Raw genomic sequence first — 15,903 nt, 5'->3', positions numbered from 1 at the left:
AATGTATAATAGGACCTGTGGAAGAGCAATCCTTTTTAAGCAATATGTCCCTTGGAAAGAAACTTATTTGGCGGTACTGTCGTATTAGTTACAGGCATTCGGACAAGCAAACCCGGAAAGGAGTCAGAAGCAGATGAAGAAATCATGGATTCGAGAGGTGCGGGACTGGTGCGTCACGCTGGGCATTGCGATTGCCGCGGCGCTCCTTATTCAGAACTACGCTTTTGCCCAAACCGAGGTCAAGAACATCTCCATGCAGAAAACGCTCGTGGACGGGCAGCGGCTCATCGAGGATAAAATCAGCTATCGTTTCGAAATGCCGCACCGGGGGGACATCGTCATCATCGACGGGCCCGAGAGCGATAAGCGTCTTATTAAACGCGTCGTCGGACTGCCGGGCGACGTGATTGATTTTACGAGCGACGGCCATGTCCTGGTGAATCAAAAATTGCTTCAGGAGCCATACGTGAAGGGGCTCACGTATTCCAACGGCTTGAAGGTGCCGTATACCGTACCGGCAAAATCCGTATTCGTCATGGGCGATAACCGCGAGAACAGCCAAGACAGCCGGATGCTGGGACCGATCGCGCTGTCCAGTCTCGAAGGAAGGGCCGTGTTCCGGCTGTGGCCGCTGAGCAAGTTCGGTCAATTGGAGTAAGGGCATGCCGTTTACATTCTCGCATCCTTTATTCGCGGTGCCGCTCCGCCGGATTGCGCCCGGATGGCTGAGCGTGACGGGGCTCTTGCTCGGCAGCATGATTCCGGATATGGAATACTTCATGGCCATGCAATCCTATCAAACGATCGGACATTCGCTGCGCGGTTTTCTGGTGCAGGGGGTACCGCTCAGCATCGCGCTCGCATTCGCGTTCCATACGGTCGTGAAGCCGGCGATTCCGAAGTTTCTCCCGTCGGTCGGCCATGCGGACCAGTTCGCGAAAAGCTTGTCTTCGGAGGAATGGAAGCTGAATTCCGTTCGCGCCTGGATCGTATATCTCGCGTCGTTGTATATCGGGTATTTGACGCATCTGTTCATGGATTCATGGTCGCACGGAACCGGCGTATTCGTGAAATGGTTTCCGGTCTTGCGCGATCACGTCGGCGACCTGCCGGCCTATCAGCTGCTGCAGTACCTGTTATCGCTGGTCGGCTTGTTTATTCCGGCGCTGCTGCTGTTCATCCGATATCGAAGCTGGTACGCGCAAGCGAAAGGCATGCGTCCGCCGAAAATCTCGCGGCCGGGCACGCTGCTGCTGCTGTGGGCGACGGCTGCGGTTTTCGGCTTCGGCTTGTTCGCGGCCAAGATGACGTTCTCGGTAGATCGTTACAATTGGGTCAGTCCGCTGATCGTGGCGCCTTTGTCCTCGGCCTTGTTCGGCGTATTCGTGGCTTCCTTGTCATACCGGGCCGTCAAGAACCGCAAAATCGCCGGCGGGGCCTCCGCCGTGGCGTTGCTGCTGCTCGCGCTTGTCCTCTTTCGCACGAGCGAATACCTGCTCGCGCCTTATCAGCTGCATCACGCGTCGGCGCATGCGTTCCGGGCGTTCAAGGGGGACTTTCAATCGGTATGGAACGCCTATATTTGGTGCTGGTCCGCCATGCTGCTGCTGAGCTGCTGGCTGACCGCGAACGACCGGCAACGCGCGAGCGCGCGGGTCGGCAGGCACGGACGGACGAAAACCTTTTAGCGGATTGCATAAAAAGATCGTCGGCGGGCCATTCTAGCAACGCCTGAAACGGGTATATCCTTGATGAAGCGCATGATGAAACCTTTTGGAGAGAGCACCGTATGACGCAGTATACCGAGTGGGAGGGATTACGATGATTTATTCGACAACGCCGACGATCGAAGGCCATCCGATCGAGCAGTACCTGGGCGTCGTAACGGGAGAAGCGATCATGGGCGCGAATATCATGCGCGACTTGTTCGCTTCGATCACCGACATCGTCGGCGGACGTTCGGGCGCGTACGAGACGAAGCTCAAGGAAGCGCGCGACGTCGCGTTCGGCGAAATGTCCGGCCAGGCTTCGCGGCTGGGCGCGAACGCGATCGTCGGCATCGACATCGATTACGAGGTCGTCCGCGAAGGCATGCTGATGGTCGCGGTCAGCGGCACGGCGGTCCGCATTCAACCCGAATAAGCGACGAAGACGGCATCCGCGATAAACGCGGATGCCGTCTTCATGTCCGGGAAGCTGGACACGGCCAGGAGCTTAACGGTAAAATGCCTATATAGCAAGGCAACATGAAGCTTGAAGGAGTGCATGCAGCAATGGGAGAAATCACGGCCAGCGAACTGGAAACTCGGCTTCGGGAAGGCGAGAAGCTGAGCGTTATCGATGTCAGGGAACCGGACGAATGGGAATCCGGCCATATTAAAGAGGCGGTCAGCATCCCGCTGTCCGTCTTCGTCGAGCGCGTGGGCGAGCTGAACGGCATGGAAGAGCCGCTGTACATGGTGTGCAGAAGCGGGAACCGGAGCGGCAAAGCCTGCGATTATTTATCCGCGCAGGGCTACGAGGTCGTCAACGTGCTCGGCGGCATGCTCAGCTGGCCGGGCGAAGTCGAAACCGGCAATTAAGCGGCTTGAAGAAGCACTTTCGCATTTCGATGCGGAAGTGCTTTTTATTTTGTATCATGCGCCTTGCGTTCCTGCCATATAGTGGAGAGTAGGACAGCTTGGGTTTGTCTGTACGGCTGTCGAGTAATCCGGATGTTCCTGCATCGCGAACGACGAATCGAAGGAGGGCGGGCCATGCAGCCGCTGGACGAGGAAGAAGTGCTGGATTTGCGCATCCACGGCATGAGCTGCACGGCTTGCGCGACCCGGATCGAACGGGCGGTCGGCAAGCTGGCCGGCGTGTCCGGCGTGTCGGTGCATTACGCGGCGAAGTCCGCTTATATTACGTACGCTTCGGGGGCCGTTACGCCGGCAGTCATCATCGAGCGGATCGGGCAAATCGGCTTTCAGGCCATTCCGCACGGACGGGACGAGGATGCGGGCTCCGAGATCGACGCGTTGAAGCTCCGCGTCATCGCGGGTTCGCTGCTGACGCTGCCTTTGTTATGGACGATGGTTCATCACTACGACCTGCTGCGCGGCATTCCGGTGCCCGCTTTCATCGAAGAGCCGATCCTGCAGCTGCTGCTCGCGTCGGTCGTGCAGTTTTTTATCGGCATGCCGTTTTACTTCGGCGCGTACTATGCGTTGCGGGAGCGGACGGCCAACATGGACGTGCTGGTCGCGATCGGCACGACGGCCGCTTACGTGTACAGTTACATCTCGATGATGGCGGGAGGCGCCCTGTATTTCGAGACGTCGGCCGTCGTCATCACCGCCGTGCTGGGCGGCAAGCTGCTGGAGGCCGCCGCCTCCGAGCGGGCGATGAAAGAAGGCGACGGCTACGCGTCGCTGCAGGCGAAGGAAGCGATCGTCGTGCGCGGCGGCAAATCCGAACGGATTCCGCTCGACCGGCTGCGCGTCGGGGATCAGCTCATCGTCGAAGCGAACGGGCATTTGCCAGCGGACGGGATCGTCGCGGATGGCGAAGCGACGCTGGACGAATCGTTTCTGACGGGGGAGAGCGGGATGGTCAAACGGCTCGCGGGAGACCGCGTGTTTGCGGGCACGACCGTCATCGGCCATCCGCTGCGCATGCAGGTGCTTGCCACGGGACGCGGGACCTTGCTGAGCCGCATCGCGGCGATCACGAGGCAGGCGCAGGCGACGAAGTCGTCGATCGGGCGCAAGGTGGACCGCATGGCGGCCGTGTTCGTCCCCGTCATGATGGCGCTGTCGCTCGCCACGCTGGCGCTGTGGCTGCTGTGGCTCAACCCGGGCGACTGGAAAACGGCATCGATTCATGCGCTGGCCGTGCTGCTCGCGGCATGCCCGTGCGCGCTCGGGCTGGCCGCGCCGATATCGCTCGTGCTGGCCACGGGCAAGCTCGCCAGAAGGGGCATCGTCCTGAAGGAAGCGAGCGCGCTTGAACGACTGGCGCAGCTGAACCTGATCGTGCTGGACAAGACCGGCACGCTTACGGAAGGCAAGCCGGCCGTAACGGGCGTGTCCGCGCTGAACGGCGCGCCGAACGGGCTGCTGCGGCTTGCGGCGGCGGCGGAGGAGCGGTCGCAGCATCCGTTCGCGGAAGCGATCCGGGAGTCGGCCCGGCGCGCGGGGCTGGTCGTTCCGGCTTCGGCGTCGCATGCCGCATACCCGGGCAAAGGCATCGAGGCGCTCGTCGAGGGCAAAGCGGTCGCGGTGGGCAACGCGGGCTTCGCCGCGGAGCGGTCTTGGCCGATTCACCGCTCGCTGCAAGGATTTGCCGAACGGAAGGAGGAAGCGGGCGAGACCGTCGTCTACGCTTTCGTCGACGGCGTCTGCGCCGGGGCGTTCGCGCTGGCCGATTCCGTGAAGCGCACGTCCAAGGAAGCGGTGGAGGACTTGAAACGAGAGGGCATCCGCGTGCTGCTCGCGACCGGCGATCATCCGTCCGCGGCCAAGAAGGCCGCGGGGCTGACGGGGATCCGGGACGTGCATGCGTCCATGCTGCCGGACCAGAAAGCCGCGTTGATTCGCAGGCTGCAAGGAGACGGGCTGGTCGTGGCGATGGCCGGGGACGGGTGGAACGACGCGCCGGCGCTCGCCGCGGCGGACGTGGGCATCGCCATGGGAGGCGGCACGGAAGCTGCGCTGGACGCGGGAGACATGACCTTGCTCAGGTCGCGGCTGACAGGGATCTCCGAGGCGCTGCAGATCAGCCGGCTGACCGTTCGCAACATCCGGCAGAACCTGGGCTTCGCCTTTCTCTACAATGCGGTCGTGATCCCGTTCGCGGCGGTAGGCGGCATCGAGCCTTGGATGGCGGGAACGGCGATGGCGCTCAGCTCCGTATCGGTCGTGGGGAACGCGCTTCGCTTGAATGGCCAGATGAAGCGCAAGTTGGACCGGCGCTTGGCAGCTTAAGCGGTCGCGGCTCGCAGCCTGCCTGCACGCGGGCAACGGCAAGCACGGCCGCGGCGGCGAACAGCGCCGTGCGGCATCTGGCGGCATGAAGCTCTTTCCGGCGAGACATTCGAACGCCTCCCAATAATGTATAGTGCCATGCTCGGAATTAGGGGAAGGGTATAGGATATGCGGCACAACCCGGCCAAAAGACCTCGCGATTGCCAGCGAATCGTCTGGACAATACTTGCGGGGGAATGGTATAGTAGCTCAGATACAATTGCATAGATGAAGTTACAGGTGCTGCATGACCGCGCTGTCAGCGAGCGTGCGGCTTAATAGGGAAGACCGGTGAGAAGCCGGCACGGACCCGCCACTGTAAGGAGCGCCCCGGCTGCATGACGAGCCCGGGCAAGGCATCGATGAAAGTCACTGGACGGTTCGACCGTCCGGGAAGACGACGATGCCCGCTGCTCCGAGTCAGGAGACCTGCCTGTAACGGGATAACGCTGCCTACGAGGATTTAGGAGGGTGTTAGAAAATGGCAATGAGCCGGATACGAACTCGAATTCCGCCGCTTCCGTCCGCGGAGCGTTTATTGCCGCCGTTCATTGGGACATGAGCATTTCTGACACTGCAGTCGGAGATGCTTTTTTTGTTGCGGGAACCAGTGAAGGCGAAGAAGTAGAGGCATAAGATGATAAGAACGGGAGAGAGAACGATGAACATGAAACGGGAATGGAAACGGAAATCATCTGCTATCAGGAATGTCGCCTTCGTCCTGCTGGCGGCGGCGCTGCTGCTGCTCGCGACGGCCTGCGGCACGCAAAAAACGAACGAAGGCGGAGCGACGAACAATGCGGCGGCGGGCAATGCGTCCAATGCGGCTGCCGGCAACAACGCGCCCGGCAACGGGGCGACGGCCGATAATGCGGCTGCCGGCAATGAAGCAGCCGCCGATAATGGCACGGCCGCCGGGAACGAAGTCGCCGCGGCAGGTCCGCAAGCCACGACTTACCCGCTCACGGTCAAGGACGTCACGGGTACCGAGCTGACGTTCGCGGCCGCGCCGCAGCGGATCGTGACGCTCGTGCCGAGCGAGACGGAAATCGTCTACGCGCTCGGAGCGGGCGATGCGGTCGCGGCCGTGGACAACTTCTCGAATTATCCGAAGGAAGCGGCGGATAAGCCGAAGATCGGCGACATGAACGCGGATATCGAGAAGATCGTCTCGCTCAAGCCGGACTTGATCCTCGCTTCGTACAGCATGAGCTCGGCCGTCGTCGATAAGCTGCGCGCGCTGAAGCTGCCGGTCTATGCGTCGGATCCCAAGACCTACGACGCGGTAATCGAGAAGGTGAAGCAGATCGGCGCGGTGCTCGATAAAGCGAACGAAGCGGCGGCGGTCGCCGAGCACATGGAACAGGTGCGCACGCAGGTGGCGGATACGGTCAAGGATGCGCAGAAGCCGAACGTGTACCTGGAATTTTCGCCGGGCTGGACGGTCGGCAAGGGCGAGTTTCTGGACGAACTCATCACGCTGGCCGGCGGCACGAACATCGCCACGGAGCCCAATTGGTACGAGATCGATCCGGAGGCCGTCGTAAAGGCGAACCCCGACGAGATCATTTACGCGTCCATGACGGTGAAGGAGGGCGAGAAAAACCCGATCCTCGCGGCGATCGAATCGCGCCCGGGCTGGAATGCGATCAAGGCCATCAAGAATAAACAGGTATTCGAAGTCGATCAGGATCCGCTGACGCGCGTCGGTCCCCGCTTGGCCGACGGTCTGCTGGAAGTCGCGAAGAAGCTGCATCCGGATCTGTTCCACTAAGATGCGGAAGAAATTATACGCGTATGGAGGAGCAGCGATGCTCCTCTTACTCGCATCTATGGTCATCAGCCTGTCGATCGGCTCGGCCGGCTTGGCGCTGAAGGACGTGTGGGGCATTCTGCTGCATCAGCTGCCATGGATGCCGGATGCCGGCACGAAGTGGGATGCCGCGGAGATCGCCATCGTGACGCAGCTCCGTCTGTCGCGCGTCGTGCTGGGCGTGCTGGTCGGCGCCTGCTTGGCTTTGGCCGGAGCGGGCTTCCAGGGCGTGCTGCGCAATCCGCTCGCGGATCCGTTCACGCTCGGCGTGGCTTCGGGCTGCTCCGTAGGCGCCGCCTTCATGATCGTGTTCGGGCTGCAAACGGCGCTAGGCCTTTGGACCGTTCCTTTGGTCGCCTTCGCCACGGGCATGGTTACGCTGCTGATCGTGTTCGCGTTGTCCCGGGCCAGGGGCGCCATGAACGTCGAGACGCTGATCTTGTCGGGCGTGATCGTGCAGGCTTTCCTCGGCGCGCTCGTCTCGTTCCTGGTGACGCTGTCGCAGAACGTCGTGAACGAAGCGATGTTTTGGCTCATGGGCAGCCTCAGCGCGAGAAGCTGGGAGCACGCGAAACTCGTCGCGCCTTTCTTGGTCGTGGGATTGCCGGTGCTGATCCGGTATTCGCAGCATCTGAATCTGTTCGTCTTCGGCGAGCGGCATGCGGCGCATCTGGGCGTCAACGTCGAGCGCACGAAGCTGATCGTCCTGCTCGTCTCCACGCTGCTTACCGCGGTCGCGGTCTCCGTCGCCGGCGTCGTCGGCTTCGTCGGGCTGGTCGTGCCGCATCTGATCCGGCTGATCGTGGGACCCGATTACCGGATTATCGTGCCGTTGTCCGCGATCGGCGGCGGCTTTTACCTCGTCTGGGCGGACACGCTCGCGCGGACGGCCCTCAGTCCGAAGGAAATCTCGCTCGGCATCGTGACGGCCTTGATCGGCGCGCCCTTCTTCGCGTATTTGCTCTATCGGCGCAAGGTGCTGCAAGGAGGTGCGTCATGATCGAGGCGAAGGGACTCGCGATGACGATTGCCGGCCATTCGATATTGAACGAGATGAGCTTCGCGATGCGCAAAGGCGCCATGTACGGCATTATCGGTCCGAACGGCGCCGGCAAATCGACGCTGCTGCGCTTGCTCTCCGGCATGGAACGCCCCACTGCGGGACAGGCGCTGCTGGAAGGCAAGCCGGCTTCGGCATACAAGCGCAAGGAGCTGGCCAAACGGGTCGCCGTGCTTCAGCAGGGCGGACTGCCGGCCGTCAGCTTCACGGTGCGCGAGGCCGTGACGATGGGGCGGTTCCCGTACCAAAACTGGCTCGGCGAGGAGGCCTCCGAAGGCGGGCGGGTCGTGGAGCGGGCGCTGCGCGATATGGGGCTAGCCGAGCTGCAGGATCGCCGGGTCGACGGCCTGAGCGGCGGCGAGCGCCAGCGCGTCGCGCTCGCGAAAGTGATGGCGCAGGAGCCGGAGCTGCTGCTGCTCGACGAGCCGACGACTTATCTGGATATCGGTTACCAGGTGCAGCTGCTGGATACCGTCAAGCGTTGGCAGGCGGAGCGGCAGTTGACGGTGGTGGCCGTCCTGCACGATCTTAACCTGGCGGCGCATTATTGCGACGAATTGCTCGTGCTGCACGGCGGCGGCATCGAAGCGTTCGGACCGCCTTCCAAGGTAGTTCAACCGGATTTGATAGAGCGGGTCTTCGGCGCCCGGACCGTCGTGCTGCCGCATCCCGAAACCGGCGTGCCGCAGCTGCTGCTGCTGCCGGAAGTCCCGCCAGCCGAAGAGAGAAGAGAGGAAGCGAGTTCATGAGCGAAGAACGATTGACGGCATGCATTGAAAAAATCGGCGAGCTGGACGCCGCGGGCATGGCGTCCGCGGAACAACGCCTGAACAGCTTGACGAAACCGCCGGGGAGCCTGGGCCGGCTGGAAAGCATCGCCGTTCAGGCCGCGGGCATAACCGGGGAGATTGGCGCGGATTTCTCCAAGCGCGCCGTCATCGTCATGGCCGGCGATCATGGCGTATGCGAAGAGGGCGTCAGCGCGTTCCCGGCGGAGGTAACGCCGCAGATGGTGTTGAACTTCCTGGCGGGCGGCGCTGCGGTGAACGTGCTGGCGCGAGGCGCCCGCGCGGACGTCTTTTGCGTCGATATGGGCGTGAATGCGGATCTGATGCACGAAGGACTTATCGTATGCAAGACGCGCAACGGAACGGCGAACATGACGCGTGAAGCCGCAATGTCGCGCGCGGATGCGGAAGCCGCCATTCAGGGCGGATTCGACCTCGTCGCGGGATTAGCGGCCGACGGTTACCGGATGTTCGCGACGGGCGATATGGGCATCGGCAATACGACGGCGAGCGCGGCGCTCTGCGCCGTGCTCGGCGGCCTGCCGGCGGACGAGGCGGTCGGACTCGGCACGGGGATCGACGAAGCGCGCCGCCGGCACAAGGTCGATGTCGTCAAGCGCGCGATCGCCCTCAACCGCCCCGACGCGTCCGATCCCATCGACGCGTTGGCGAAGGTCGGCGGGCTTGAGATCGCCGGCCTGGTCGGCGTCATTCTAGGCGCGGCGGCGAACCGCTGTCTCGTCGTCGTCGACGGCTTCATTTCTTCCGCGGCCGCGCTCGTCGCGACCGCCATCGCTCCGAAAGCGGCCGCATTCATGCTCGGCTCCCACCTCTCGCACGAGCAGGGACATGCCGGATTGCTGCGGCGCATCGGCCTCACGCCGCTGATCCATTTGGAGATGCGTCTCGGAGAAGGAACGGGCGCCGTGCTGGCGTTTCATTTGGTGGACGCGGCTCTCGGCGTGATGCGCGAAATGGCGACCTTCGAAAGCGCCGGGGTGTCGAGAGAGTAAGCTCGTTCCGCGCGAACACTTGCCGTTAGGATTACGAGTCCGGCCTGCGGGCGCGGACGGAACGATATCGGAAACGGGGCGAGCGAAATGGCGATATTCATAACGGGCGGGGCGAGAAGCGGCAAGAGCGGCTTCGGCGAAGCGTATGCGATGAAGCTGTCCGGTCATGGCATCTATATCGCGACCGCCCAGAGCTGGGACGACGAGATGAAGGAGCGGACGGCGCGGCATCGGTCGATGCGCGAACGATCCGGTTATCGCTGGCGGACGATCGAGGAGCCGCTCGCCCTGGCGGAGCTGCTGGGCGAGCTCGAACGCGAGCAGAACGACGGCGGCGAACGGCCCGCGGTGCTCGTCGACTGCTTGACCCTATGGCTGACGAACTGGCTTCTGCGGTTGGATGCAGGCAAGCAGGGCGATGGCGATCAGGATACGGGAACGTACGGGGAGCTGCACGCGGAAGCGGATAAGCTGACCGCCGCCGTCGCCGCCTATACCGGGCCGCTGCTGCTCGTCACGAACGAAGTCGGCAGCGGAATCGTGCCCGCCTACCCGCTCGGAAGGCGTTTTCGCGATGAGGCTGGCCGCTTGAACCGCAAGCTCGCCGCGACCTGCGAGGAAGCCTATCTCGTCGTGGCCGGCATCCCGCTGGATCTGAAGAAGCACGCGTTTCGCCTGGAGGAGGATTAATCGGGATGTTGTTCTATTCCCTGCACGAAACGCTGCTGCTCGCGGCTGCCGCGATCGCGATCGATTGGGCCGTCGGCGATCCCAGATGGATCACGCATCCCGTCATTCTGATCGGGCGGATGATCGCGTGGCTGGAGCGGGTGCTCCGCCCGGAGGGGGTACGCCTGACGCCGATCGCCTTGAAAAGGCGCGGCGTGCTGTTGACCGTCGCGACGGTTCTCGTCTCGGCGGCCGCGACCGCGGGGATATGCTGGCTCGCCGCATGGATTCATCCGTGGCTCGGTTATGCCGCGTCGGCTTGGCTGATGTCGACGACGATGGCGGTCAAAGGGCTCAAGGACGCGGCGATGCTCGTCTTCCGACCGCTTGCCGCGGGCGATTTGAACGAAGCCCGCAAATACGCCGGCTATATCGTCAGCCGCGATACGACGGCGATGGGCGAGCAGGAGACGGCCCGCGCGGCCATCGAAACGGTCGCTGAAAACACCGTGGACGCCTTCCTGTCGCCGCTGCTGTTCGCGGTGCTCGGGGCCGCTCCGCTTGCGATGCTGTACCGCGCGGCCAATACGCTGGATTCCATGGTCGGCTACAAGAACGAACGTTATGCGCGGTTCGGCTGGGCATCCGCCCGGTTCGACGACGCGCTGAATTACATACCGGCCAGAATAAGCGGCTTGCTGCTGGCCGCGGCCGCCTGGATCACGCCGGGCCTGTCGGCCGGCAGGGCGCTCCGGGCCGTGCGGCAGTTCGCGCGCCTTCATCCGAGCCCGAACGGCGGCATCCCGGAATCCGCCGCCGCGGGCGCGCTCGGCATCGAGCTCGGCGGACGGAACGTGTACTTCGGGGCGGTCAGCGAACGCGCCAGGATGGGCTGGCCGCTTCGGCCGATCGAGGCTCGGGATATCGTGCGGACCGTCAGGCTGCTGTATATCGTGAGCTTATTTTGTTTTGCGGGGGTGGTCGCCGCATGGCGATGGGTTTCCTGAGACGGGAGCTGCAGGCGGCCGGGGCCGCATTTCAACTGTTGACGCGCATTCCGGTGCCGGCGTCGATTCCGTTCACGCCGGAGCTGCTGGCCCGGAGCACGGTCTATTATCCGGTCGTAGGGGGCGTCATCGGCGGTCTGGTTGCCGCCGCAGGCGCATTGTTGGACGGGCATATGCCGTCCATGCCCGCGGCGGTGCTGCTGCTGGGATTCTGGGTGCTGCTGAGCGGCGGGCTGCATGTGGACGGGCTGATGGATACGGCCGACGGGGTGCTGAGCCATCGTTCCCGCGAACGGATGCTCGAGATCATGAAGGACAGCCGCGTCGGCGCCATGGGCGTGCTGGCCGCGATTATGCTGCTGCTGTTCAAATTCTCGCTGCTCGCGGCATGGTTGGACGACGGGAAGGATTGGCTGGCGGAAGCGCCTCTGCTGGCGCTGGGCTGCGGCCTAAGCCGCTTGTGGGTCGTCGCCGCCATGGCATGCTGGCCGTTCGCGCGGGCCGATGAAGGCATGGCTGCGCTGTTCAAGGACGTCAAGCCGCGACATGCCGTCGCCGCGGCAATCGTCCAGGCGGCGATGTCGGTCGCGTGCCTGTTGACGATACCGTCCGCTTCAATCGGCTGGCTGGCGGCAATCGCGCTGCCGGCGGGACTTGCCGTCGCGGCCGGCGCCGCGCTCGCCGCTTGGCTGACCCGCAAGTTGGGCGGATTGACGGGCGATACGTACGGCGCGATGGCCGAGATCCTCGAGGCGATGCTGTTGTTCGTTATCGTTTTGCAAGTGAGTTAGCGTTGAGAGCTGAATTAACGGGAGGAGTGGTACGATGTTGGAGCGCTACGGTCACGGCGGAGATTGGGCAACCGCCCGGGAGCTGTTCGGAGCGAACGGCGGTCCCCGGCAATTCATCGATTACAGCGCGAACATGAATCCGTTCGGTCCGCCCGCCGGCGTCTTCGAGCTTCTTAGGAATTACGGGGACGCGATCATGATTTATCCCGATCCTGCCGTTCGCGGACTGCGCAACAAGCTTGCGCGGCATCACGACGTGCCGATGGACAGCCTGCTCGTCGGCAACGGCGCCGCCGAGCTGATCGACCTGCTGTTCCGGTCGATGCGGCCGAAAGCGGCCGTGCTCGCGGAGCCCTGCTTCAGCGAATATCGGGAGGCGGCGGTCAAGAACGGCGCAAACGTCGAAGCGATCGAATTGCGGGCCGAAGAACGATTTCGCCTGACGCCCGAAGCGGTGAGGGAGAAGCTCGCGCAGCTGCGGCGATCGGGCTTGCGCGGCGGGCAGACGCTGTGGTTTCTGGGCTCGCCGAACAATCCGACGGGACAGGTCGTCGACGCGGCGATCGTGAAGGAGCTGTTGGATGAAGGCGAAACGGTGGCCGTGGACGAAGCGTTCATGGATTTCGCCGCGAATGAATCGGAGCTTGGCGTGCTGCGCGACGCCGCCTCGCGCGAGGGGCTGATCGTCATCCGGTCGATGACGAAATTTTACGCGATTCCCGGCATCCGGCTCGGGTACATGGCGGCGCATCCTGCGCTGATCGGTCGGCTCGCGGCGCTGCAGGTGCCGTGGAGCGTGAACTCGCTCGCCCAGCAGATCGGAGAAGCCGTGCTGGAGGATACGCGCTACGCGCGCGACACGATCGCGTGGTTGCGGGAGGAACGTCAATGGCTGCGCTCGGAGTTGGCGGCGCTTGGTTTGGTTACCTATGGCAGCGCTTCGGTTAATTACGTCTTGTCGGCCTTCCCGGACAAGCGAAGCTGGACCTCCGCGCGCCTGCAGGAGGCGCTGGGGTTCAAGGGGATATTGATTCGCGACGCGGCGCATTTCGTCGGTTTGGATGAACGGTACTTCCGCCTGGCGGTCCGGCTGCGGCCCGACAACGAGTTGCTGCTGGAGCAGCTTCGGCAGCTGCTATCGACGAACCCGCAGGCGGCGAGCAGGGAGGCCGAATGCGAATGAGCCGTTCCGATTACCGCCCCGCGCGCACGCTCATGATCCAAGGTACGGCCTCGGATGTCGGGAAGAGCCTGCTGACCGCGGCCGTTTGCCGCATTCTGAAGGAGGACGGCTACCGGACGGCCCCGTTCAAATCGCAGAACATGTCGCTGAATTCATACGTCACTTGGGACGGCAAGGAGATCGGCCGGGCGCAGGGCATGCAGGCGGACGCCTGCGGCATTCTCGCCACGACCGACATGAATCCGATCCTGCTCAAGCCGAAGAAGGAGATGGTGTCGCAAGTCGTCGTGCACGGCAAGCCCCTCGGCGACTTCGAAGCGCGGGTCTACCGCGAAGAGGTGCTGGCGGAAGCCGGCACGATCGTTCAAGCGGCGCTCGGGCGGCTGAGAGACGACTACGACGTCGTCGTCCTGGAGGGAGCGGGCAGCCCCGCGGAAATTAACTTGAAGGACCGCGATATCGTCAACATGCGGGCGGCGGCCTGGGCGGACGCTCCGGTCGTGCTGGCGGCGGACATCGACCGCGGCGGCGTGTTCGCGGCGATCGTCGGGACGCTCGAGCTGCTGGAGCCGCATGAGCGCGAACGGGTCTGCGGCTTCGTCATCAACAAGTTCCGCGGCGACGTCACGCTGTTGCAGCCGGGCCTCGACTGGCTGGAGGCGCGGACGGGCAAGCCGGTTCTCGGCGTCGTGCCGTACTTGCCGAACGTCGGCTTGGAGGACGAGGATTCCCTCTCGCTGGATACGGCCATCGCGGCGGCGGCGGACTCGTCGGGACGCCGGCCGGAACGCCGCGCCGGCAAGCTGGATATCGCCGTCATCCGGCTGCCCCATATCTCGAATTTCACCGATATCGATCCGCTGGGCGCCGAGCCGGACGTTGCGGTGCGTTTTATCGCGAGGGCCGAGCAGTGGGGCGAACCGGATGCGGTGATCGTGCCGGGCAGCAAAAACACGGTCGACGACCTGATCTTCCTGCGCGAGAGCGGACTGGCGGACAAGCTGGATCGCTTCAAACGCGATGGAGGCCATGTCGCCGGACTGTGCGGAGGCTACGAGATGTTCGGCGAGCGGCTGCTCGATCCCCTGCATACGGAATCGGATCGCGATGAAGTGCCGGGCTTCGGCTGGTTTCCGTTCGACGTGCGGTTCGCGGCCGAGAAGCGCACGGTCCGGGCGGAAGGATATGCCGCCATGCCAGGCTGGCAGGTGGAATTCCCCGTGTCGGGCTATGAAATTCATACCGGCCAGGTGATTTGGCGCGGTCAGGCCTGGGTGGCCGAATCAGCGGGACTGGCATCGCCGGCGGCCGGCCGGCCGTTCCGGCTGCGCGAAAGCCGCATGGCGGAAGAATCGTCCGCGGCCGATTATGCGCCCGAAGGCTGCGCGGACGAAGCTGGACGCGTGTGGGGGACGTTTTTGCACGGCGTGCTGCATAATGATGATTTTCGCCGGGGCTGGCTGAACCGGCTTCGCATGGCTAGGGGCATGGCTCCGCTCGAGGGCGGCATCCGCGTCGGCGAGCTGCGGGAGCAGGCATTCGCGCGATTGGCCGCTCATGTACGGCAGCATGTCGACATCGATCGGCTGAAGCGCATCATCGGACTAACTTCATAGAGAGGAGGAGGGCGATGAGTCAACCTTTTCGAAAAGGAACGGCGTCCTTTCAATCCGCGCTTTGCCCCGGCATTTCCATTCGCTGCGAGGAAGACCGCTTAGTGCTGAAAACGGAAGACGCCTATCTCACCTTAAGCAGCGCGGTGCACGGCGGCGGTTACGGAAGCGCCTATCGGTTCATCAATTGGAAGGTGCCGCTTAGCTACGATTGCGCCGACCCCGCCCGGGATTTCGGATTGATGCTGAGCGCCTGGGGATATTCGCCGCATACGACGATCGGATTTCTGACCGCGGCGAAGCTGTCGCACGCGTCGGTCTTGGAGTCGGAGGGCGAGGCGTTCAGCCTCTTATGCTGCACGACGGCCGGGACCGGGAACGCCGCGCGCGCCGGTCTGACCCGCGAGACGTATCCGGCCTACGAGCCGGGGACGGTCAACCAATTCTTGTTCATTGACGGGAATTTGACGGCGGCGGCGATGGTCAACGCGGTCATCACGGCGACCGAAGCCAAGGCGGCGGCGCTGCAGGACTGCGGCGTGCTGGACAAGCTGCACGGCCGGCCCGCGACGGGGACCACGACGGATGCCATCGTGATCGCCTCCAGTCAGACCGACCGGCATGGACGCACGCATCTGTACGCCGGCGCGGCGACGCAGCTCGGGGACGCGATCGGCCGCCTCGTATACGATACGGTGACGGAAGCCGTGCGCACGCAGGGCGAGGCTTGACCGTTCGAAGCTTCCGCGTCTCGACGGAACGGGGACGAGTCAAGATGAAGTAGACTGTTGCTGCAAAAGCAAACCATGAATTCAAGCGGTTAATAGCAAGCCGAAGTCAAGCGAAAGACGGCAAGCCGGAATCCAAGCGCGCAGACCGAACGGTTTGCGCGCTTTTTTGTCGGGCCGTTCGGGCTACCCGGCGCTTTTTGACGGGTCTGCCGTAAAGTCCCTATAATGG

At 63.4% G+C, this 15,903-nt stretch carries 15 protein-coding genes and 1 riboswitch; all 15 genes read left to right on the top strand.

Annotated elements, in window-relative coordinates:
• Nucleotides 1-133 precede the first annotated feature (133 nt).
• The 15 genes from lepB (at nucleotide 134) to GT019_RS00645 (ending at nucleotide 15,674) form a co-directional block, all read left to right on the top strand.
• Complete coding sequence (gene lepB, locus GT019_RS00710; protein ID WP_161740195.1) at nucleotides 134-658, top strand: signal peptidase I; 525 nt, start codon at nucleotides 134-136, stop codon at nucleotides 656-658.
• A 4-nt stretch (nucleotides 659-662) separates the two neighbouring features.
• Nucleotides 663-1,688, top strand: a complete 1,026-nt coding sequence (locus tag GT019_RS00705) for a DUF4184 family protein (protein WP_161740193.1) — start codon at nucleotides 663-665, stop codon at nucleotides 1,686-1,688.
• A gap of 133 nt (nucleotides 1,689-1,821) precedes the next feature.
• Nucleotides 1,822-2,142 (top strand): heavy metal-binding domain-containing protein, encoded by a 321-nt coding sequence (locus GT019_RS00700; protein WP_161740191.1) that lies wholly within the window; start codon nucleotides 1,822-1,824, stop codon nucleotides 2,140-2,142.
• 131 nt (nucleotides 2,143-2,273) lie between these two features.
• Nucleotides 2,274-2,582 (top strand): rhodanese-like domain-containing protein, encoded by a 309-nt coding sequence (locus tag GT019_RS00695; RefSeq protein WP_201755177.1) that lies wholly within the window; start codon nucleotides 2,274-2,276, stop codon nucleotides 2,580-2,582.
• 174 nt (nucleotides 2,583-2,756) lie between these two features.
• A complete protein-coding gene (locus tag GT019_RS00690) occupies nucleotides 2,757-4,967 on the top strand; it encodes a heavy metal translocating P-type ATPase (protein ID WP_161740189.1) in 2,211 nt (736 codons plus the stop codon).
• Between the two features lie 260 nt (nucleotides 4,968-5,227).
• Nucleotides 5,228-5,457, top strand: a riboswitch (cobalamin riboswitch).
• A 210-nt stretch (nucleotides 5,458-5,667) separates the two neighbouring features.
• The gene (locus GT019_RS00685; RefSeq protein ID WP_235946589.1) at nucleotides 5,668-6,780 is read left to right on the top strand and encodes an ABC transporter substrate-binding protein; all 1,113 of its coding nucleotides are present in this window, start codon (nucleotides 5,668-5,670) and stop codon (nucleotides 6,778-6,780) included.
• Between the two features lies 1 nt (nucleotide 6,781).
• Nucleotides 6,782-7,819 carry a FecCD family ABC transporter permease gene (locus GT019_RS00680; protein WP_161740187.1) on the top strand — a complete coding sequence of 346 codons (1,038 nt, stop codon included), beginning with the start codon at nucleotides 6,782-6,784 and terminating at the stop codon, nucleotides 7,817-7,819.
• Complete coding sequence (locus GT019_RS00675) at nucleotides 7,816-8,628, top strand: heme ABC transporter ATP-binding protein (protein WP_161740185.1); 813 nt, start codon at nucleotides 7,816-7,818, stop codon at nucleotides 8,626-8,628. The genes GT019_RS00680 and GT019_RS00675 overlap by 4 nt, the downstream gene beginning before the upstream one ends.
• Nucleotides 8,625-9,680 (top strand): nicotinate-nucleotide--dimethylbenzimidazole phosphoribosyltransferase, encoded by a 1,056-nt coding sequence (gene cobT, locus GT019_RS00670; protein ID WP_161740183.1) that lies wholly within the window; start codon nucleotides 8,625-8,627, stop codon nucleotides 9,678-9,680. The genes GT019_RS00675 and cobT overlap by 4 nt, the downstream gene beginning before the upstream one ends.
• A gap of 87 nt (nucleotides 9,681-9,767) precedes the next feature.
• Complete coding sequence (cobU, locus tag GT019_RS00665) at nucleotides 9,768-10,370, top strand: bifunctional adenosylcobinamide kinase/adenosylcobinamide-phosphate guanylyltransferase (RefSeq protein WP_161740182.1); 603 nt, start codon at nucleotides 9,768-9,770, stop codon at nucleotides 10,368-10,370.
• Between the two features lie 5 nt (nucleotides 10,371-10,375).
• A complete protein-coding gene (gene cbiB / locus GT019_RS00660) occupies nucleotides 10,376-11,356 on the top strand; it encodes an adenosylcobinamide-phosphate synthase CbiB (protein ID WP_161740180.1) in 981 nt (326 codons plus the stop codon).
• Nucleotides 11,338-12,147 carry an adenosylcobinamide-GDP ribazoletransferase gene (cobS, locus tag GT019_RS00655; RefSeq protein ID WP_201755176.1) on the top strand — a complete coding sequence of 270 codons (810 nt, stop codon included), beginning with the start codon at nucleotides 11,338-11,340 and terminating at the stop codon, nucleotides 12,145-12,147. Before cbiB ends, cobS begins: the two co-directional genes overlap by 19 nt.
• 34 nt (nucleotides 12,148-12,181) lie before the next feature.
• Nucleotides 12,182-13,330, top strand: a complete 1,149-nt coding sequence (cobD, locus tag GT019_RS31505) for a threonine-phosphate decarboxylase CobD (protein WP_201755175.1) — start codon at nucleotides 12,182-12,184, stop codon at nucleotides 13,328-13,330.
• Nucleotides 13,327-14,946 carry a cobyric acid synthase gene (locus tag GT019_RS31500; protein WP_201755174.1) on the top strand — a complete coding sequence of 540 codons (1,620 nt, stop codon included), beginning with the start codon at nucleotides 13,327-13,329 and terminating at the stop codon, nucleotides 14,944-14,946. The genes cobD and GT019_RS31500 overlap by 4 nt, the downstream gene beginning before the upstream one ends.
• Before the next feature lie 14 nt (nucleotides 14,947-14,960).
• Nucleotides 14,961-15,674, top strand: coding sequence for an adenosylcobinamide amidohydrolase (locus GT019_RS00645; protein ID WP_161740178.1), 714 nt, complete (start codon nucleotides 14,961-14,963; stop codon nucleotides 15,672-15,674).
• Nucleotides 15,675-15,903 lie beyond the last annotated feature (229 nt).

Source organism: Paenibacillus glycinis, assembly GCF_009909185.1.
Classification (GTDB): domain Bacteria; phylum Bacillota; class Bacilli; order Paenibacillales; family Paenibacillaceae; genus Paenibacillus_Z; species Paenibacillus_Z glycinis.
This window is presented reverse-complemented; position numbering and strand designations above follow the sequence as displayed.